This is a genomic window from Brevundimonas sp. D3-1P (assembly GCF_055809335.1).
This window is the reverse complement of sequence record NZ_CM147908.1, coordinates 263,925-279,220: the sequence shown is the minus strand read 5'-3', so window position 1 is coordinate 279,220 and position 15,296 is coordinate 263,925. Positions and strand designations below refer to the sequence as shown.

Genomic DNA, 15,296 nt, shown 5'->3' with positions numbered 1-15,296 from the left:
TTCCTCCCCCTTTCAGGTCGCTGCGTCGTTCCAGTCCCCCGCCCCAGGCGGCGGTAAGCGGACAGCGGCCCCCAGCCCCGCCGCCTCGAGTCGGGTGCGAAGCCGGGAGGCCGCGTCTTCGCCGGCCGGGCCGCGATCCGCGGCGATAAGGACGCGGCAGACTTCGGTTGGCGCAGTCCAGGCCGCCAGGTTTCCTGCAGACAGAAGGGCCCAGCCTGGCAGGCGAAAACGGGCCATAGCGGACAGGGCGGTCGCAACCCCCTCGGCCACCAGCAAGGTCGGGGCCGCCGCGCAGAGGCGCACGGCCGAGCCCCGCGGCAGGACGCCCACCGTCTTGCGCTGGAGCCTGAGCCGACCGGCGGGACGTCCGTCCGGATCAAGATAGGCGATCTCCACGGCGCCGATAACGCCGTCGGGCGCCCGGATCGCTGCGATCAGGGCCGGACAGGTCGGGCCGGCCGAGCGAAACACCGAAACCGGCGTCGCTGGATGGCGTCGAAGATCATGGGGCGGCGCTTCGAGGCGGAGGCCTCGGCTCCGGAAATAGCGGAAGCAGAGATCGCCCTTCGCGAGCGGCAGGGCCTCCGACCAGAGCGCTTGAGCGGCGGCGATGCGGACATGGGCCGCAGGTCGGATCGCTGCGACCGGCCCCTCCGCCGTCCGCAGCGATGCGCCCGTCAGGCGCCCTCTGGCGTCGATCAGCCCCAGGCTCAGAAGATGGTCGCGAACGCTACGCCAATCGGCGGCGCCGAAGCCATGGATCACCACCCGGTCACCGTCGAGCATGAGGGAAACCGAACGGTCGGCCGCGCTATGGCCCGGGGCCGGCACGCTCGCGCCCAGGCCGCCGTGGCGAAGCTCGCCCCCAAGGGCGGCGACAATGGGGTGAAGGCTCATCCCGGCCTCACATCAATCCGAGGGATCTGAAGCTGGCGGTCGCCTCGCGCCCGACGACCAGGTGATCATGGACCTCCAGGTCAAAGACCTTCGCGGCCTCGACCAGTCTGCGCGTCATGTCGATGTCGGCGCGGGACGGCGTCGGATCGCCGGACGGATGATTATGGACCAGGATCAGGGCGGAAGCGGAGATCTCGAGCGCCCGGCGAAGGACCTCGCGGGGATAGACGGGCGCATGATCCACGGTTCCATGGGCGACGAACTCGTCGCGCAGCAGGGCGTTGCGCTTGTCCAGGAAGAGGGCCCGGAATTGTTCTCGCGGTTCATGAGCCAGGGCGACCCGGACATAGGCCAGAAGCGCCGTCCAGGAAGAGATCCGGGGCCGCTCCCCCACTTCGGACCGAACCAGCCGCACGCAGAGCTCACGCAGCACCTTGAGGTCGGCGACGAAGGCGGCGTCCACCCCCGGCGTGCGCGCCAGTTCCGGCGCGTCCGCCGCGACGATCGCCGCCAGGCCCCCGAACCGTTCGAGCAGGCGTCCGGCCGCGAGGCGGGCGTCCCTGGCGGCGCCGCGCCGGCGTAGCCAAAGGGCGAGCAGATCTCCCTCCGCCATTCCATCGAGCGGCGGGCCATAGGCGTCCGCTAGGCGCACGCCTGGCGGAACGATTTCAAACCTGGGCGCAGGCCGCATGGCGAAGTCCTCGCTGCTGTCCGCCTCCTCCGGGAAGGCGCCCGCCTCCGCCCTTCCTTTCCGATCGACGCCCCGCAGGCTTGGCGCTCGGAGCGGATCAGATCACCCTTCGGCCATGCTCAGGTTCGTGATCCCCGCCAGCTTGATTCTGGCCTGCTTCCTCCTGGCGCCGACCACGGCGCTGGCCGACCCGTGCGAGGCGCCCCTGCCCTCGCGCGCCGGCGCGACCTTCTCGGGATCGGTCCGATATGTCGGCGACGGCGACGGCCTTTGCGTCGGGCGATCTTCGGACCCGGCGACCTGGATCGAGGTGAGGCTGGCGGATTTCAACGCGCCGGAACTGGGCAGCCGCGCCGGACAGGAGGCGAGGCGCAGACTGATCCGCCTTGCCCTCGACCGTCCCGTCGCATGCACGGCGGTCAGGGGACGAAACGGCCGCGTGATCGTCCATGATCGCGTCATCGCCCGCTGCCGCCTGAACGGTCGCGGCCTGGGCGACCTGCTAAGGGCCGATGGCGGTCGCGAAGGCGGGCGATAGGCCTTGCAGAAATCGCGACATCCACGCCGTTGCATTGACGAGGCTTTCACCGTAACGGGAATCTATCGGAGAATTTCGATTTGCCACGCCTGCTCCGCCTCCTCTGCGTCTGCCTCGGCGTAACCGTAATGGTCGCGGTGCAGATGCATGGCGTGGTGAACAGCCAGCATCGTATCGAGCACGGCCTTCAATTCCCCGGCGTCTCCTATGAGGACGCGGCCGATCTGGCCCATGATCATGATCACCATCATGACCATGGACACGCCCATGAGACGGCCGATGACGGCCCTGTCTCCGATCAGGCCATGTCGATCGACATGGCCGTCGACAGCGGCGGGACGCCCTTCACTCATCATCACCACAATGGCGGCGATATTCATGTCGCCCTGGCCGCGCCGGTCCATCCCGCCGCCAGCCAACTGTATAAGCCCATTGACCTTGGCCCGGCGCGCGACGCCTTGCCGCCCGGCGCTGTTCTCGACGCGCCGCTCCAGCCCCCCAGACAGAACGCCTGATCGCCTGAAAAGCTGATCCTGCGCGGCCTTGCGGCCGTGCGCGTCCTGTTGGAGACATCCCTTGAAACCTTCCCAATCCGGCGTTGCCGGATGGCGAGGGCGAGGCGCGGCCGTATCCGCCCTCGCGCTCGCCCTGGCGGCGGCCTGGCCGCCGCCCGCCATCGCGCTCGCCCAGTCGCCGGCTTCTGCTGAAGCCGCCTCTGGTCCGGCGCTCACCCTTGAAGGCGCGCTGCGGCGCGCCGTCGCCGCCGATCCGGCGCGACCGGGTCTCGACGCGCGCCTGCGCGGCGTCGAGGCCGGGGTTCGCCAGGCCGGCCTTCGTCCCAATCCGACCCTGGGTCTGATGGTCGAAAACCTGCCCACCCTGGGCGGAGGCGACATTCTGGGGCGAACAGAAACCACGCTGACCTATGAACAGAAGCTGGAGAGGGGCGGCGATCGATCCGCCCGCACCGGCCTGGCGCAAAGCGAAGGCCTGCTGATCACGGCCCAGGCCCAGATCGCGCAACTGGATCGCCTCGAACTGGTGCAGCGCGCCTGGGTCGACGCCATGGCGGCCGAAGCCCAGTTGGATATCGCGCGGGAGCGGCTTTCGCTTGCTGAAGGCTTCCAGAGGGAAGTCCAGCGTCGCGTGAACGCGGCCCGTGATCCGTTGTTCGCAGGGGCGCGCGCCGAGGCCGAACTGGCCCAGGCCCAGATCGACTTCGATCAGGCAGAGATCGCCGTTCGCGTCGCCCGCATCGTCCTGGCCAAGTTCTGGGACGGCGTCGCCGACTTCCGCATGGGCTCCTCCGACTTTGACGACACGAGCGCCGCGTGGGTCGCCGCAGGGGCGGTGGCGCAAGCGGACCTTGAAGCCTTCCGCGCCCGTCAGGCCATCGCCGACGCCCAGGTTCGCCTGGAGCAGGCGCGCGCTGTGCCTGACCCCACGGTCAGCATCGGCGTTCGGCATATCTGGGACAATGAGGCGGCTCTGGTCTTCGGCGGGTCCATGCCGCTGCAGCGATATGACCGCAACCAAGGCGCCATCGATCGCGCCCGCGCCGATGGACTGGCGGCACGGGCCGATCAAAACGCCCTGCGCCTTGAGCGCGAGCGGGAAATCGCCCGCCTTCAGGTGCAGCTTCTGGCCCGCGCCAATGAAGCGCGGCGAATCGCCGAAGAAACCCAGCCTCAGGCTGAACGCGCCGTCGTCCTGGTCCGCGAGGGCTTCGCGCGCGGCGGCTTCACCTACAACGACGTGATGAGCGCCCATGCGGCCTTGTTGCAGGCCAAGGCCCGTCGTGCCGCGGTGCTGCAGACCTTCCACAACGACCGCGCGCGGCTCGACCGCCTGACCGGCGCGCACGCCGACCTGCTCGGCCTGGAGACACAACCATGAAGACGTCACGCACTTCCGCGACTGCGCTCGGCTGCGTCCTGGCCGCCGTCGCCCTGACGCTGGCCGCCTGCGGCGGCGGCGACAAGGCCGCCAAACCCGAAGGCGAAGCGGCGGCCGCCGCCGATTACGAACGCGGACCGCACAACGGCCGCCTGCTTCGCGACGGCGACTTCGCCATCGAGGTGACCATCTATGAGGAAGGGCCGGAACCATTGTTCCGCCTCTATCCCTACCTCAACGACAAGCCGTTCGATCCCAGACAGGTGCAAGCGAACATCGCTCTGACCCGCCTGGGGCCGAAGGTGGATCGCTTCGTCTTCACGCCCGAGAACGACTATCTGGCCAGTCCGGGCGTCGTGTCTGAGCCTCACTCGTTCGACGTCGCGGTCAGCGCCGTTCGTGCGGGCAAGCGCTCGGCCTGGACCTATCCGTCCTATGAGGGCCGGACGGTCATCAGCGCCGATGCGGCCCAGGCCGGCGGCGTCACCACCCAGCAGGTCGGCCCCGCCGTTCTCGGCGAGAGCCTGCCGCTCAGCGGCCGCGTCGAGATCACGCCGGAAGGCCAGGCCGAGGTCCACGCCCGCTATCCGGGCCGGGTCATGTCGATGACCGTTGAACTGGGTCAACGCGTCTCGCGCGGGCAGGTCGTCGCCCGCGTGGAGTCGAGTGAAAGCCTCCAGACCTATTCGGTCACCGCGCCCATCTCGGGCGTGATTACCGCCAAGACCGTCAACCCCGGCTCCATCACCGGCGGCGGCGCCCCCATGCTGACGATCGGCGACCCGACCCGCCTTCATGCCGAGTTCGTCCTCTATCCACGCGACGCAGAGCGCGTGCGCGTTGGGCAAAGGGTCGAGATCAAGAGCCAGGCGGGCGAGCATACGGCCAGCGGCGTCATCAAGGCGATCCTGCCGGCCGACGACGTGCTCAGCCAGACCCTCGTGGCCCATGTCGAATTGCCCTACCAGGGCGGTGTCTGGCGGCCCGGCCTCGGGGTTTCGGGTCTGGTCCAGGTCGGCCAGGGCGAGGCGCCGCTGGCGGTGCGCACCAAGGCGCTGCAGCCGTTCCGCGACTTCACTGTGGTCTACGCCAAGGTCGGCGACACCTATGAGGTGCGCATGCTCGACCTGGGCCGTCGCACCGAAGAATGGACCGAGGTTCTGGGCGGCATCGAGCCCGGCGCGACCTATGTCGTCGACGGCGCCTTCCTCATTCGCGCGGACATCGACAAGTCCGGCGCGAGCCACGACCACTAGGGGGATGCGTCACCATGCTTGAACGCATCATCAGCCTGTCGATCCGGCATCGCTGGGTCGTGCTGGCGCTCGTCCTCGTGGCGGCCGTCATCGGCGTCTGGAGTTTCCAGAAGCTGCCGATCGACGCCACGCCCGACATCACCAACGTCCAGATCCAGATCAATACGGAGGCGCCCGGCTATTCGCCGCTTGAGGCCGAACAACGCATCACCTTCCCGGTCGAAAACGCCGTCGCCGGCGTGCCGGGCCTGTCCTACACCCGGTCCGTCTCGCGCTACGGCCTGAGCCAGGTGACGGTCGTGTTCGAAGACGGGACCGACATCTACAGGGCGCGGCAACTGGTCAACGAGCGGCTTCAGACCGCGCGCGGCCAGCTTCCGTCAGGCCTGTCGCCTGAACTGGGGCCGATCGCCACGGGTCTGGGCGAAATCTTCATGTACACGATCGAGGCCAGGCCGGGCGCCCGCAAGGCCGATGGTGCGCCTTACTCGCCTGAGGATCTTCGCACCCTGCAGGACTGGGTCATCCGTCCGCAGATGCGCAACACGCCCGGCGTCACCGAGGTCAACACCATCGGCGGCTACGAGCGCCAGTACCACGTCACGCCCCGTCCTGAACGGCTCGCCGCCTTCGGCGTCACCATGGACGAGGTCGTTTCGGCGCTGGAGCGCAACAACGCCAATGTCGGCGCCGGCTATGTCGAACGCTACGGCGAGCAATGGCTGATCCGCGTGCCGGGTCAGGCCTCGACGGCGCAGGATCTGTCCAACATCGTCATCACCACGCGCGGCGGCGTTCCTGTCCGGATCGCCGAAGTCGCCGAAGTCGGCCTAGGCGAACAACTTCGCACAGGCGCGGCGACGGAAAACGGCAAGGAGACGGTCCTGGCGACCGTCCTGATGCTGGCCGGTGAGAACAGCCGTGTCGTCGCCCAGGCGGCGGCGGCCCGACTGGAGGAAGCAGCCAAGGCCCTGCCGGATGGCGTGGTCGCATCGCCCGTCTATGACCGCACCGACCTGGTCGAGCGGGCCATCAGGACGGTCGAGAAGAACCTGCTTGAGGGCGCCCTGCTCGTGATCGTGGTGCTGTTCCTGTTGCTGGGGAACTTCCGCGCGGCCCTGATCACGGCGGCGGTCATCCCCATCACCATGATGATGACCATCACCGGCATGGTGCGAACCGGGGTGTCGGGCAATCTGATGAGCCTGGGCGCGCTGGACTTCGGCCTGATCGTCGACGGCGCCGTCATCATCGTCGAGAACTGCCTGCGGCGCTTCGCCGAGGCCCAACATCGGCAGGGGCGTCTGCTGACCCGTGACGAGCGCTTCTCCCTGGCGGCGCGCGCGTCCAGTGAAGTGATCCGGCCGTCCCTGTTCGGCGTCCTGATCATCACCCTGGTCTATGTGCCGATCTTCGCCCTGGACGGGGTCGAGGGCAAAACCTTCCATCCCATGGCCATCACCGTGGTCATCGCCCTGACCGCCGCCCTGGTGCTGTCCCTGACCTTCGTGCCGGCGGCGGTGGCGATGTTCGTCACCGGCAAGGTGCAGGAGAAGGACAGTTTCCTGATGCGCTGGGCGCGCACCGGCTATCAACCGGCGCTCGACTTCGCCCTGAGGATGCGCATCGCCATGGTCGCCGTGGCCGTGGCCCTTGTCGTGGGCGCGGCCCTGATCGCCTCACGCATGGGGTCGGAGTTCGTGCCGAACCTGGACGAAGGCGACATCGCCATGCACGCCCTGCGCATTCCGGGCACCAGCCTGACCCAGGCCATCGAGATGCAGACCGCTCTCGAAGCCCGTCTGGCGAAGTTCCCGGAGGTCGAACGGGTCGTGGCCAAGATCGGCACGGCGGCGGTCGCCACCGACCCTGTGCCGCCTTCGGTCGCGGACACCTTCATCCTGCTGAAGGACCGCAAGGACTGGCCCGATCCCCGCAAACCGAAACTCCAACTCGTTCGCGAGATGGAAGAGGCGGTGAACGCTGTGCCGGGCAGCAAATACGAGTTCACCCAGCCCATCCAGATGCGGTTCAACGAACTGCTGTCCGGCGTCCGGGCCGACGTCGCCATCAAGGTCCATGGCGACGACCTGGATCAACTCGTGCAACTCGGCTCCCAGATCGAGGAAATCGTCGGCGCCGTACCCGGCGCCGCCGATCCGCAGTCCGAGCAGGTCACCGGCCTGCCCATGCTGCAGATCACCCCGAACCGGGACGCCATCGCGCGCCTGGGTCTGAGCATCGCCGATGTTCAGTCAGTCATCTCCACCTCGATGGGCGGGGCGACGGCGGGGCAGATCTTCGAGGGCGACCGACGCTTCGACATTGTCGTGCGCCTGCCGGAAGACCTGCGCCGCAACACCGCCGCCATCGGCCGCCTTCAGGCGCCGCTTCCGGGTGCAAACGGTCAGCCGCGAGGCTTCGTGCCGCTCAGCGAGATCGCGACGATCACGCTGGAGACCGGCCCGAACCAGATCAGTCGCGAAGACGGAAAGCGTCGCATCGTCGTGACGGCCAACGTCCGCAATCGCGACCTCGGCTCCTTCGTTGGCGAGGTGCGAGAGCGGGTGGATCAGGAAGTCGACCTGCCCGCCGGCTACTGGGTCTCCTACGGCGGGACCTTCGAGCAACTGATCTCGGCGGCCAAGCGGTTGCAGTTGGTCGTTCCGGCGGTCTTGCTGCTGATCTTCGGCCTGCTGTTCGCCCTGTTCCGCTCCTGGCGGGATAGCGCCATCGTCTTCTCCGGCGTGCCCCTGGCGCTGACCGGCGGGGTGGCGGCGCTGGCGCTGCGGGGGCTGCCGTTGTCGATCTCGGCCGGCGTCGGCTTCATCGCCCTGTCGGGCGTGGCCGTGCTGAACGGCGTCGTCATGGTCAGTTTCATCCGGGGTCTGATCGAAGAGGGCAGGCCCGTGGGCCAGGCCATCCGGGAAGGGGCGCTGACGCGCCTGCGCCCGGTGCTGATGACCGCCCTGGTCGCCAGCCTCGGCTTCGTCCCCATGGCGGTCAACGTCGGCGCCGGGGCGGAGGTCCAGCGTCCGCTGGCCACCGTGGTCATCGGCGGGATCGTCTCTTCGACCATCCTGACCCTGCTCGTGCTCCCGGCTCTCTACAGCCTGGTCCACGGACGCGACGCCCCGGGCGATCGGCCCAGGCCCGCCTGGCTGGACCACCTCCCCTTCCGTCGCCGCCGCGGGCTCTGAAGCGGTCGGCCGCCCCGTTCCGGGGCGGCCGCTCGTCAGCGCCTCAACGCATCACCGACATCCGCAGATGACGGCGGACGTCGCACCTTCACTCCCATCGCAAGGATGCCCATGACTTCCGCACCCTGCCGCGACCGTCTGTCGTGGCTTCGATCACCCTGGACCCTGGCGGTCCTCGTGGTCGGCTTCCTCTTCCTTGAGGGCCTACTGAGCCAGGTCCTCGCCCACGGCGTCGCCGAAGGCGACAAGGGCTATATCCAGGAGACCTCGGGTTTCCTGTTCTGGCCCTTCGTCTACCTGGGGGCCAAGCACATGGTCACCGGCTACGACCACCTGCTCTTCCTGTTCGGCGTCATCTTCTTCCTCTACCGGATGAAGGACATCGGCATCTATGTGACGCTGTTCGCCATCGGCCACTCATCGACCTTGCTGCTGGGCGTCCTGACGAACATCAGCGTCTCCAGCTATCTGGTCGACGCCATCATCGGCCTGTCGGTCGTCTACAAGGCCCTGGACAACATGGGGGCCTACCGGAGGTGGTTCGGCTTCCAGCCCTCCACCAAGGCGGCCACGATGATCTTCGGCCTGTTCCACGGCTTTGGTCTCGCCACCAAGCTGCAGGACTTCCAGCTTTCCTCCGAGGGACTGATCGGCAACCTGATCGCCTTCAACATCGGCGTCGAGCTGGGCCAACTGCTCGCCCTGGGCGGCATCCTCATCCTGATGGGCTTCTGGCGCCGCACGGACGGCTTCTGGAAGCACGCCTACCTCACCAACGTCGTGCTGATGACGCTCGGCTTCATTCTGACGGGCTATCAGCTCGTCGGCTTCTTCGTCATGTGACCGGAGACACCCTCATGTACAACGCAAACCGCCCATCCAAAGCCGACCTGCCGTCCACGGGCCACCTGTTGAAGTCGACCGGCGTCGCCGCCGTCACAGCCTCGGCGCTCCTGATCACGGTCGTTCTGCCCGCCGAATACGGCGTCGATCCCACCCGCATCGGCTCGGTGTTCGGCCTGACCGAAATGGGCCGCATCAAGCAGCAACTCGCCAAGGAAGCCGAAGCGGACGCTGCGGCCGACGCAGCCGCCGTGGATGCTGCCCCCGCAGCCTCGGCCGCCGCTTCCGCGCCCGCCATCGCACAGGCGCAGACGTCCGGGCCGAACGCCGCTCCCCCTGCGGCTCCGACGGTCGTCGCGCCCGGCGCCGTGCGCACCGACGAAACGATCCTGACGCTGCAACCCGACCAGGGCGCCGAGATCAAACTGGTCATGGAGGAAGGCGCCACCGCGCGGTTTACCTGGACGAGCAGCGGCGGGAAGATCAATTTCGACACCCATGCTGACCGGCCCGGTGTTTCCTATCATGCCTATGGCAAGGGTTCGTCCCCTCGTGAAGAAGGTGTCCTGACAGCAGCTTTCACCGGCAGCCACGGCTGGTTCTGGCGCAACCGCACCGGCCAGCCCGTGACCATCACCCTCAAGACCGAGGGCGCCTATACGGAGATCAAGCGGGTCGTGTAGGCCTAGTCCCTCTTCGCCGCCACCCGATCAGGCGGCGGCGAAGCCAGGCCTGAACGTGCAGGTTAACAAGGACCTCACGCGGAAGCGTCCCAGATCGCCTGCCTAGGCCTTCGGTTGGTCGGCGACAGTCATCGCACTTAACTCGTGACCTGATCGCGCCTCAGCGCGCGCAGCAAGCAGCTCTTTGGCGGGAGCGCCAGTTCAGGCCGTGCGCGAGGATCAATACAGCGCCTCCTGTCACAGTGATGACGGTTCCCCACAAAGGGCTCGGAACCTCGGCGGCTCCCAGAAACAGGAAGCCCGCGCCAGCCATCGCCAGTGCCCTCACCGTCCACGAACAGTCATGCCTGACCTGACGAAACAAGGTCCAAGCTGACAGGCCCGTGGCGGCGAAGGCCAACCCCCAATGCAGCGCTTCCGTTTCCACCCAGGCTCCAGAGAGCGAAAGCGCGCCAACGGCGATCGTCGCCGCCAGACAATGAAGGAAGCAGACCAGAGACAGAAGCATGGCCAGGATGTCGCCAGCCCTTCCGTCGCCCGATCTGCCCTTTGCGCCTTGGCTTGCAGCGGCCTGAATCATCCGTCGCACTTAGATTTGATAGGCCATGCCGAGACGCAGGTTACGACCCGGCAGCGGCGCTATGTCCTTGCGGGACGAAGCCATGAGGCGGAAAGCGGCGCGCATGAAAACCTCGGACAGAAAGACTCCATAAAATGTTATAGGATAACATCACATTCGGTCAAGCGGCCGTCCAATTTCCAGGCGCATCGCCTCACCGCCGCTTCGGCCACCGGCGGTGATTGTCATCAATCATTACAGGGTGGGCGTGCGCTACGCCTGCCGCATCGGGGCGCATTCCCTCGTCCAGGTGCGCGTGATCCGGCTCCATATCGAGGTGATCGTGCACCAGGTTCAGCGGATCATGCGCAGGCCAGAGGACGAGCGCCAGCAAGGCGCCGAGACCGCAAAGTCCCGCCAGAACGACGAAGGCCGCCTGAGGATCGGCTTCGGCCGACACCAGCCCCGCGACCGGATAGGCGATCAACCAACAGACGTGCGACAGGGCGAACTGGGCGGCGAACAGGGCCGGTCGCTCGATCGCCGTCGATGATCGACGCAGGGCGCGACCCGCAGGGGTGATGGTCAGGGAGTAGCCAAAGCCCATGACGATCCACAGACCGATCAGCATCGGATAGCTGCGGGCGAACAGGGCCCCTGCGATCAGCACCGCCGTCATCAGGACCGCGCCCGACACCATGGCGCTGCGGTCCGTCACCCGCTCCAACGTCTTCGGCAGAAACACGGCCGCCGTCATCGACCCGCCGCCGAACGCCGCCAGGGCCCAGGCAGTCGCCTGCTGCGACAGGCCGAAGTTCGACTGCACCAGGACCACGGTGTTGACGAAGACCATGGCGCCGCCCGCCGCCGTCGCCAGGCTGATCGCCAGCAAGCCGCGCAGGCGCGGCGTCAGGGCGAACAGCTTCACGCCCCCGGTCAGACGACGCAGGAACGGCAGGCTCTGCGACGCCGACAACTTGGGCAAGACCGCCGTTACGACGAAGCCCGCCGACAGGATGAAGCCCAGCGCCGTCCCGACGAAGAGGTTGTGATAGCTGATGACGGCCAACAGCACCGCCGCCAGCACGGGGCTGGCGACGCTTTCCAGATCGGCCGCCAGCCGGGACAGGGACAGGGCCTTGGTGTACTCGCCCTCATCCTCCAGCAGGTCGGGGATCATGGCCTGAAAAGCCGGGGTGAAGGCCGCCGAGGCGACATAGAGGACGGTCATCAGCCCGTAGACCTGCCAAGCCTCGGAGACGAAGGGCAGCGAGGCCGCGACGCCGGCCCGCATCACGTCCAGCGAAACCAGCAGGGTCTTGCGCGGCAGTCTCGACGCCAGGGCGCTGGCGAAGGGCGCCGCGCCGACATAGGCGATCATCTTGATCGCCAAGGCCACGCCGAGGATTTCACCGGCGCTGGCGCCTGCCAGATCATGCGCCAGCAGCCCCAGGGCCACGGTCGCCATGCCGGTCCCCAGCAAGGCCGCCACCTGGGCGATGAACAGGCGGCGATAGGCGGCGTTCCTCAGGGGCGAGAACATCACGGACCTTCCAATGCGGGCGTTTTCGCCATTTGACCTATCCCCACCAGGGGGATAGGTCAAACTCATGGCACACATCTCTCATGCTTCGCATCCGGAAGTCATCAAGCGCCTCAAGCGCGCCGAGGGCCATCTGCGGTCCGTCGTCCAGATGATGGAGGACGGCCGGGCCTGCCTCGACCTCGCCCAGCAGCTTCAGGCCATCGAGAAGGCGGTCGCAGCGGCCAAGAGGACCCTGATCCATGACCATGTGGATCATTGCCTGGCGCAGGCTGCGGCGGGCGCGCCTGAACAGTCGCGGGCCGCCTTGGCCGAATTTCGCGACATCACCAAGTATCTGTGAAGGATCGGCATGTTTTCACCCTCCCCCAGCCGTCGCAGCATTCTGTCTGGCGGGCTGGTGCTTTGTGGCGTCGTCGTCGGATCCGGAGCGATGGCCCAGACGCGACGAAACATCACGGTCTACAAGACGCCCTGGTGCGGTTGCTGCGGCCTTTGGGTCGGTCATCTGCGCCAGGCCGGCTGGACGGCCCGTGTCATCGATGTCGAGGACCTCGCCCCCGTCCGGGCGCGCCACGGGGTGCCGGACAGGCTCGCCTCCTGCCATACCGGCGTCGTCGGCCGCTACGCCATCGAGGGTCATGTGCCGGCCGCCGATATCGATCGGCTGATCAGGGAGGCGCCCGCTGGGCGCGCCCTGGTGGTTCCCGGCATGCCCGCCGGCTCGCCCGGGATGGAATCCGCCGGACGTGAGCCCTACGTCTCCCTGCTGTTGCTCGCCGATGGTCGGACCCGGGTGTACGGCCGTCATAACGGGGGGTGACTTTCGGCGGGTGTGGCCGGGCGACCGGCACTCGGCGCACACCCGGCCGAAACCGTTCAGGCGGCGGGGAGCAGTTCGGTCTCAACCTCCGCGCCCCGGACGAGCATCAGATCGACAGGGCAGCGGTCCGCCATCTCCAGCAACCGGGCGCGCTGCGTCTCGTCCAGCGCGCCTTCAAGGGTGATGGCGCGTTTGAAGACGTCGGCCGGCGTCTGGTCCCGCCGTTTCGAGTGCACGACGCGAACGGCGGCCCGTTTCAGCGGCCATCCCTTCCGGGCGGCGTACATACGCATGGTCATCACACTGCAGGCGCCCAGACCCGCCGACACGAGTTCGAACGGCGATGGACCACTGCCCAGGCCGCCCAGGCTCACCGGTTCGTCGGCGAGGAAGGCATGAGGCCCGGCGCGAACCCGGGTCTGATAGGCGCCGCCGCCCGTCTCCTCGACGAGGACGCCAGCCAAGTCGCCCTCGTCTCCCGTCAGGTCGGGCTCGAGCGCCGGAAGGTAGCGCGACGCCCAGCAGGCGATGACGCCGGCGACATAGTCGGCGTCCGTCTGGCGGGTGAGCAGGTGATCGGCGTCGTCCAGGGAAATGAAGCTCTTGGGATGTCTGGCCGCCACGAAGATGGCGGAAGCGTTGTCGATGCTGACGACCTCGTCCAGCGGCGCATGCATCACCAGCAGCGCGCGTTTCAGACGGCTGACGGCATCCAGAGGCGAGCGGGTCCTGACGTCGTCGACGAAGCTCTGGCCGATCCGGTACGGTCGACCGCCGAGCGTCACCTCGGCCTCCCCTTCGCTTTCGATCCGCTTCAGATCCTCTTCTGACACATGGGTCAGTACATGGGCCGCGTCGGCGGGCGCCCCTATGGTGGCGATGGCCCGCACCTGGGGCAGATGTTCGGCGGCGGCCAGCACCGCCAGGCCGCCCAGGCTGTGACCGACCAGAAGATTCGGCGTCATGCCGGCCGCTTCCATGGCTCCGCTGGCCGCGATCAGATCCTGCACGTCGGCGGCGAAGCTCGCGTCAGCGACCTGGCCGTCCCGATCACCCGCCCCGGCGAAGTCGAAACGCAGGACGCCTACCCCGCTTCGCGCCAGCGCCCGAGACAGCCGCACCGCGGCCAGACCGTCCTGACCACAGCTGAAGCAATGCGCGACGATGGCCCAGCCTCGCAGCGTCGCCTGCGGCCGCTCGATCACGCCGACGATCCTGCGCCCGTCCCCCAGTCCGAACTCGAACTCCTTGTCTCCGCTCATTCGCATGTTCTCCATTCATGGGTCCAATCGGCGCGGGCCGCTCGGGATGATGCGGCCCAGCCTACAGTGTTCCGCCGCGGCATGGTCAAGCGACGCGTCGTCGGGCTTCGCATCAGGCGGCCGCCTCGGTCTCTGTCGGCCGTCCCGGAGGGTCAGCCAGACGCCGCCGGCGCAGACCAGCAGCAACAGCAGGCTGAATGCGCCCGGCGCGGCTTCCCAGCCGAGCCCCCACTCCCCCATGCGGACGAGGAACGGCACCGCCAGCATCAGCGAGGCTGTGAAGAGCGCCCCCTTCCGCAGGATGAGCCTGTGCAGGATGAGGAAGACCGGCGCCGTCAGCCCCGCGCCCAGACCTGCGATGGCGGCCCAGTCTGAAGGCGCGACGCCGACGAGCGGAACGAAGAGAACGACCGTCACGGCCAGCATGGCGGCGCCGGCCCCGGTAATGGCCGGCAAGGCCGAGAGGGCGGACAGGTCCGCCATGCGCGCGCGGAAGACGTAGCCGTACAGGGCGTAGGACGCTGTTCCGCCGAACACGAGCAGGGCGCCGCCGATGAGGTGCAGCCCCTCCGCCCCGGCATGACCCTCGCTTGCGGGCATGTCTGAGATCGCATAGACCAGCGCGCCGCCCAGGGCGAGACAGGCTCCCAGCACCTTGTTGCGGGTGACCCGTTCCCCAAAGGCGACGGCGCCGATCACGAATGTGAGGCTCGGCAGAAGCGAGATGATCAGACCGGTGCGGGAGGGGCCGATGAACGCCGCGCCGAGCATGGTTCCGGCATAGTAGAGGAAGAAGCCCAGCAGTCCGAGCAGAGCGACTGTTCCGCCGCGTCGCGCCGCAATCCGCGCCTCGGAACGGCTCCGAGCGGAAAACAGCACGATCGCGGCAAAGACGATGAAGCTGGCCCCTGTGCGGCCGGCGGCCACCAGCAGCGGCGACACGCCCGAAACGAGGTAGCCGACGAGCAGCCAGCTCGCCGACAGAAGCAGAACGAGCGTGACCGAGAGGATCGGCGTCGTCAGCGCGGTGCGCGAGGCGGCGACCAGGCGAGTCCCGTTCCACATCCTGCTTCCCTTCATCGCCTCCTCCAATCGCCGACGAGCA

Annotated in this window: 15 protein-coding genes; 8 read left to right on the top strand and 7 right to left on the bottom strand. The window is 67.8% G+C overall.

Going from position 1 to position 15,296, the window contains the following annotated elements:
- Positions 1–12: 12 nt before the first annotated feature.
- Both AC0L6G_RS01405 and radC read right to left on the bottom strand, forming a co-directional pair.
- Positions 13–897, bottom strand: a complete 885-nt coding sequence (locus AC0L6G_RS01405; protein WP_184273181.1) for a toprim domain-containing protein — start codon at positions 895–897, stop codon at positions 13–15.
- Positions 898–904: 7 nt separating this feature from the next.
- Positions 905–1,588, bottom strand: a complete 684-nt coding sequence (gene radC / locus AC0L6G_RS01400) for a RadC family protein (RefSeq protein WP_184273179.1) — start codon at positions 1,586–1,588, stop codon at positions 905–907.
- 127 nt (positions 1,589–1,715) lie between these two features.
- Here radC and AC0L6G_RS01395 point away from each other — a divergent pair, with 127 nt between their 5' ends.
- Complete coding sequence (locus AC0L6G_RS01395) at positions 1,716–2,126, top strand: thermonuclease family protein (protein WP_473252739.1); 411 nt, start codon at positions 1,716–1,718, stop codon at positions 2,124–2,126.
- 62 nt (positions 2,127–2,188) lie between these two features.
- Here the strand turns inward: AC0L6G_RS01395 and AC0L6G_RS01390 are convergent, their stop codons facing one another.
- The gene (locus AC0L6G_RS01390; RefSeq protein WP_184273177.1) at positions 2,189–2,530 is read right to left on the bottom strand and encodes a hypothetical protein; all 342 of its coding nucleotides are present in this window, start codon (positions 2,528–2,530) and stop codon (positions 2,189–2,191) included.
- A gap of 172 nt (positions 2,531–2,702) precedes the next feature.
- On the opposite strand from AC0L6G_RS01390, the gene AC0L6G_RS01385 reads away from it, so the two are divergent.
- The 5 genes from AC0L6G_RS01385 to AC0L6G_RS01365 all read left to right on the top strand — a co-directional run bounded on the left by AC0L6G_RS01385 (position 2,703) and on the right by AC0L6G_RS01365 (position 10,004).
- Positions 2,703–4,022: a TolC family protein gene (locus tag AC0L6G_RS01385; RefSeq protein WP_184273174.1), complete on the top strand. Its 1,320-nt coding sequence runs from the start codon at positions 2,703–2,705 to the stop codon at positions 4,020–4,022.
- On the top strand, positions 4,019–5,278 hold the full coding sequence (locus AC0L6G_RS01380; protein WP_184273171.1) for an efflux RND transporter periplasmic adaptor subunit: 1,260 nt from the start codon (positions 4,019–4,021) through the stop codon (positions 5,276–5,278). The genes AC0L6G_RS01385 and AC0L6G_RS01380 overlap by 4 nt, the downstream gene beginning before the upstream one ends.
- Before the next feature lie 14 nt (positions 5,279–5,292).
- The gene (locus AC0L6G_RS01375; RefSeq protein ID WP_184273168.1) at positions 5,293–8,478 is read left to right on the top strand and encodes an efflux RND transporter permease subunit; all 3,186 of its coding nucleotides are present in this window, start codon (positions 5,293–5,295) and stop codon (positions 8,476–8,478) included.
- A 111-nt stretch (positions 8,479–8,589) separates the two neighbouring features.
- On the top strand, positions 8,590–9,321 hold the full coding sequence (locus AC0L6G_RS01370; protein WP_191558759.1) for a HupE/UreJ family protein: 732 nt from the start codon (positions 8,590–8,592) through the stop codon (positions 9,319–9,321).
- Positions 9,322–9,335: 14 nt separating this feature from the next.
- Positions 9,336–10,004, top strand: a complete 669-nt coding sequence (locus AC0L6G_RS01365; protein WP_184273162.1) for a transmembrane anchor protein — start codon at positions 9,336–9,338, stop codon at positions 10,002–10,004.
- 160 nt (positions 10,005–10,164) lie between these two features.
- Here AC0L6G_RS01365 and AC0L6G_RS01360 read toward each other — a convergent pair whose 3' ends face one another.
- Positions 10,165–10,584: a MerC domain-containing protein gene (locus AC0L6G_RS01360; RefSeq protein ID WP_184273158.1), complete on the bottom strand. Its 420-nt coding sequence runs from the start codon at positions 10,582–10,584 to the stop codon at positions 10,165–10,167.
- A 193-nt stretch (positions 10,585–10,777) separates the two neighbouring features.
- Complete coding sequence (locus AC0L6G_RS01355; protein ID WP_184273155.1) at positions 10,778–12,106, bottom strand: MFS transporter; 1,329 nt, start codon at positions 12,104–12,106, stop codon at positions 10,778–10,780.
- Between the two features lie 67 nt (positions 12,107–12,173).
- Here AC0L6G_RS01355 and AC0L6G_RS01350 point away from each other — a divergent pair, with 67 nt between their 5' ends.
- Positions 12,174–12,449, top strand: a complete 276-nt coding sequence (locus tag AC0L6G_RS01350; RefSeq protein WP_184273152.1) for a metal-sensing transcriptional repressor — start codon at positions 12,174–12,176, stop codon at positions 12,447–12,449.
- A gap of 9 nt (positions 12,450–12,458) precedes the next feature.
- A complete protein-coding gene (locus AC0L6G_RS01345) occupies positions 12,459–12,929 on the top strand; it encodes a DUF411 domain-containing protein (RefSeq protein WP_184273149.1) in 471 nt (156 codons plus the stop codon).
- 56 nt (positions 12,930–12,985) lie between these two features.
- Here AC0L6G_RS01345 and AC0L6G_RS01340 read toward each other — a convergent pair whose 3' ends face one another.
- A complete protein-coding gene (locus AC0L6G_RS01340) occupies positions 12,986–14,191 on the bottom strand; it encodes a bifunctional alpha/beta hydrolase/OsmC family protein (RefSeq protein WP_224762238.1) in 1,206 nt (401 codons plus the stop codon).
- Positions 14,192–14,206: 15 nt separating this feature from the next.
- Entirely contained in the window at positions 14,207–15,271 is a 1,065-nt protein-coding gene (locus AC0L6G_RS01335; RefSeq protein WP_473252738.1) for a DMT family transporter, read from the bottom strand.
- Positions 15,272–15,296 lie beyond the last annotated feature (25 nt).

Bases quoted from the DNA above. Each gene is read 5' to 3' on its own strand.
- AC0L6G_RS01405 (WP_184273181.1), bottom strand. From the start codon at position 897: ATGAGCCTTCACCCCATTGTCGCCGCCCTTGGGGGCGAGCTTCGCCAC.
- AC0L6G_RS01370 (WP_191558759.1), top strand. From the start codon at position 8,590: ATGACTTCCGCACCCTGCCGCGACCGTCTGTCGTGGCTTCGATCACCC.
- AC0L6G_RS01380 (WP_184273171.1), top strand. From the start codon at position 4,019: ATGAAGACGTCACGCACTTCCGCGACTGCGCTCGGCTGCGTCCTGGCC.
- radC (WP_184273179.1), bottom strand. From the start codon at position 1,588: ATGCGGCCTGCGCCCAGGTTTGAAATCGTTCCGCCAGGCGTGCGCCTA.
- AC0L6G_RS01355 (WP_184273155.1), bottom strand. From the start codon at position 12,106: ATGTTCTCGCCCCTGAGGAACGCCGCCTATCGCCGCCTGTTCATCGCC.
- AC0L6G_RS01340 (WP_224762238.1), bottom strand. From the start codon at position 14,191: ATGAGCGGAGACAAGGAGTTCGAGTTCGGACTGGGGGACGGGCGCAGG.
- AC0L6G_RS01345 (WP_184273149.1), top strand. From the start codon at position 12,459: ATGTTTTCACCCTCCCCCAGCCGTCGCAGCATTCTGTCTGGCGGGCTG.
- AC0L6G_RS01335 (WP_473252738.1), bottom strand. From the start codon at position 15,271: ATGAAGGGAAGCAGGATGTGGAACGGGACTCGCCTGGTCGCCGCCTCG.
- AC0L6G_RS01390 (WP_184273177.1), bottom strand. From the start codon at position 2,530: ATGGACCGGCGCGGCCAGGGCGACATGAATATCGCCGCCATTGTGGTG.
- AC0L6G_RS01365 (WP_184273162.1), top strand. From the start codon at position 9,336: ATGTACAACGCAAACCGCCCATCCAAAGCCGACCTGCCGTCCACGGGC.
- AC0L6G_RS01375 (WP_184273168.1), top strand. From the start codon at position 5,293: ATGCTTGAACGCATCATCAGCCTGTCGATCCGGCATCGCTGGGTCGTG.
- AC0L6G_RS01360 (WP_184273158.1), bottom strand. From the start codon at position 10,584: ATGATTCAGGCCGCTGCAAGCCAAGGCGCAAAGGGCAGATCGGGCGAC.
- AC0L6G_RS01350 (WP_184273152.1), top strand. From the start codon at position 12,174: ATGGCACACATCTCTCATGCTTCGCATCCGGAAGTCATCAAGCGCCTC.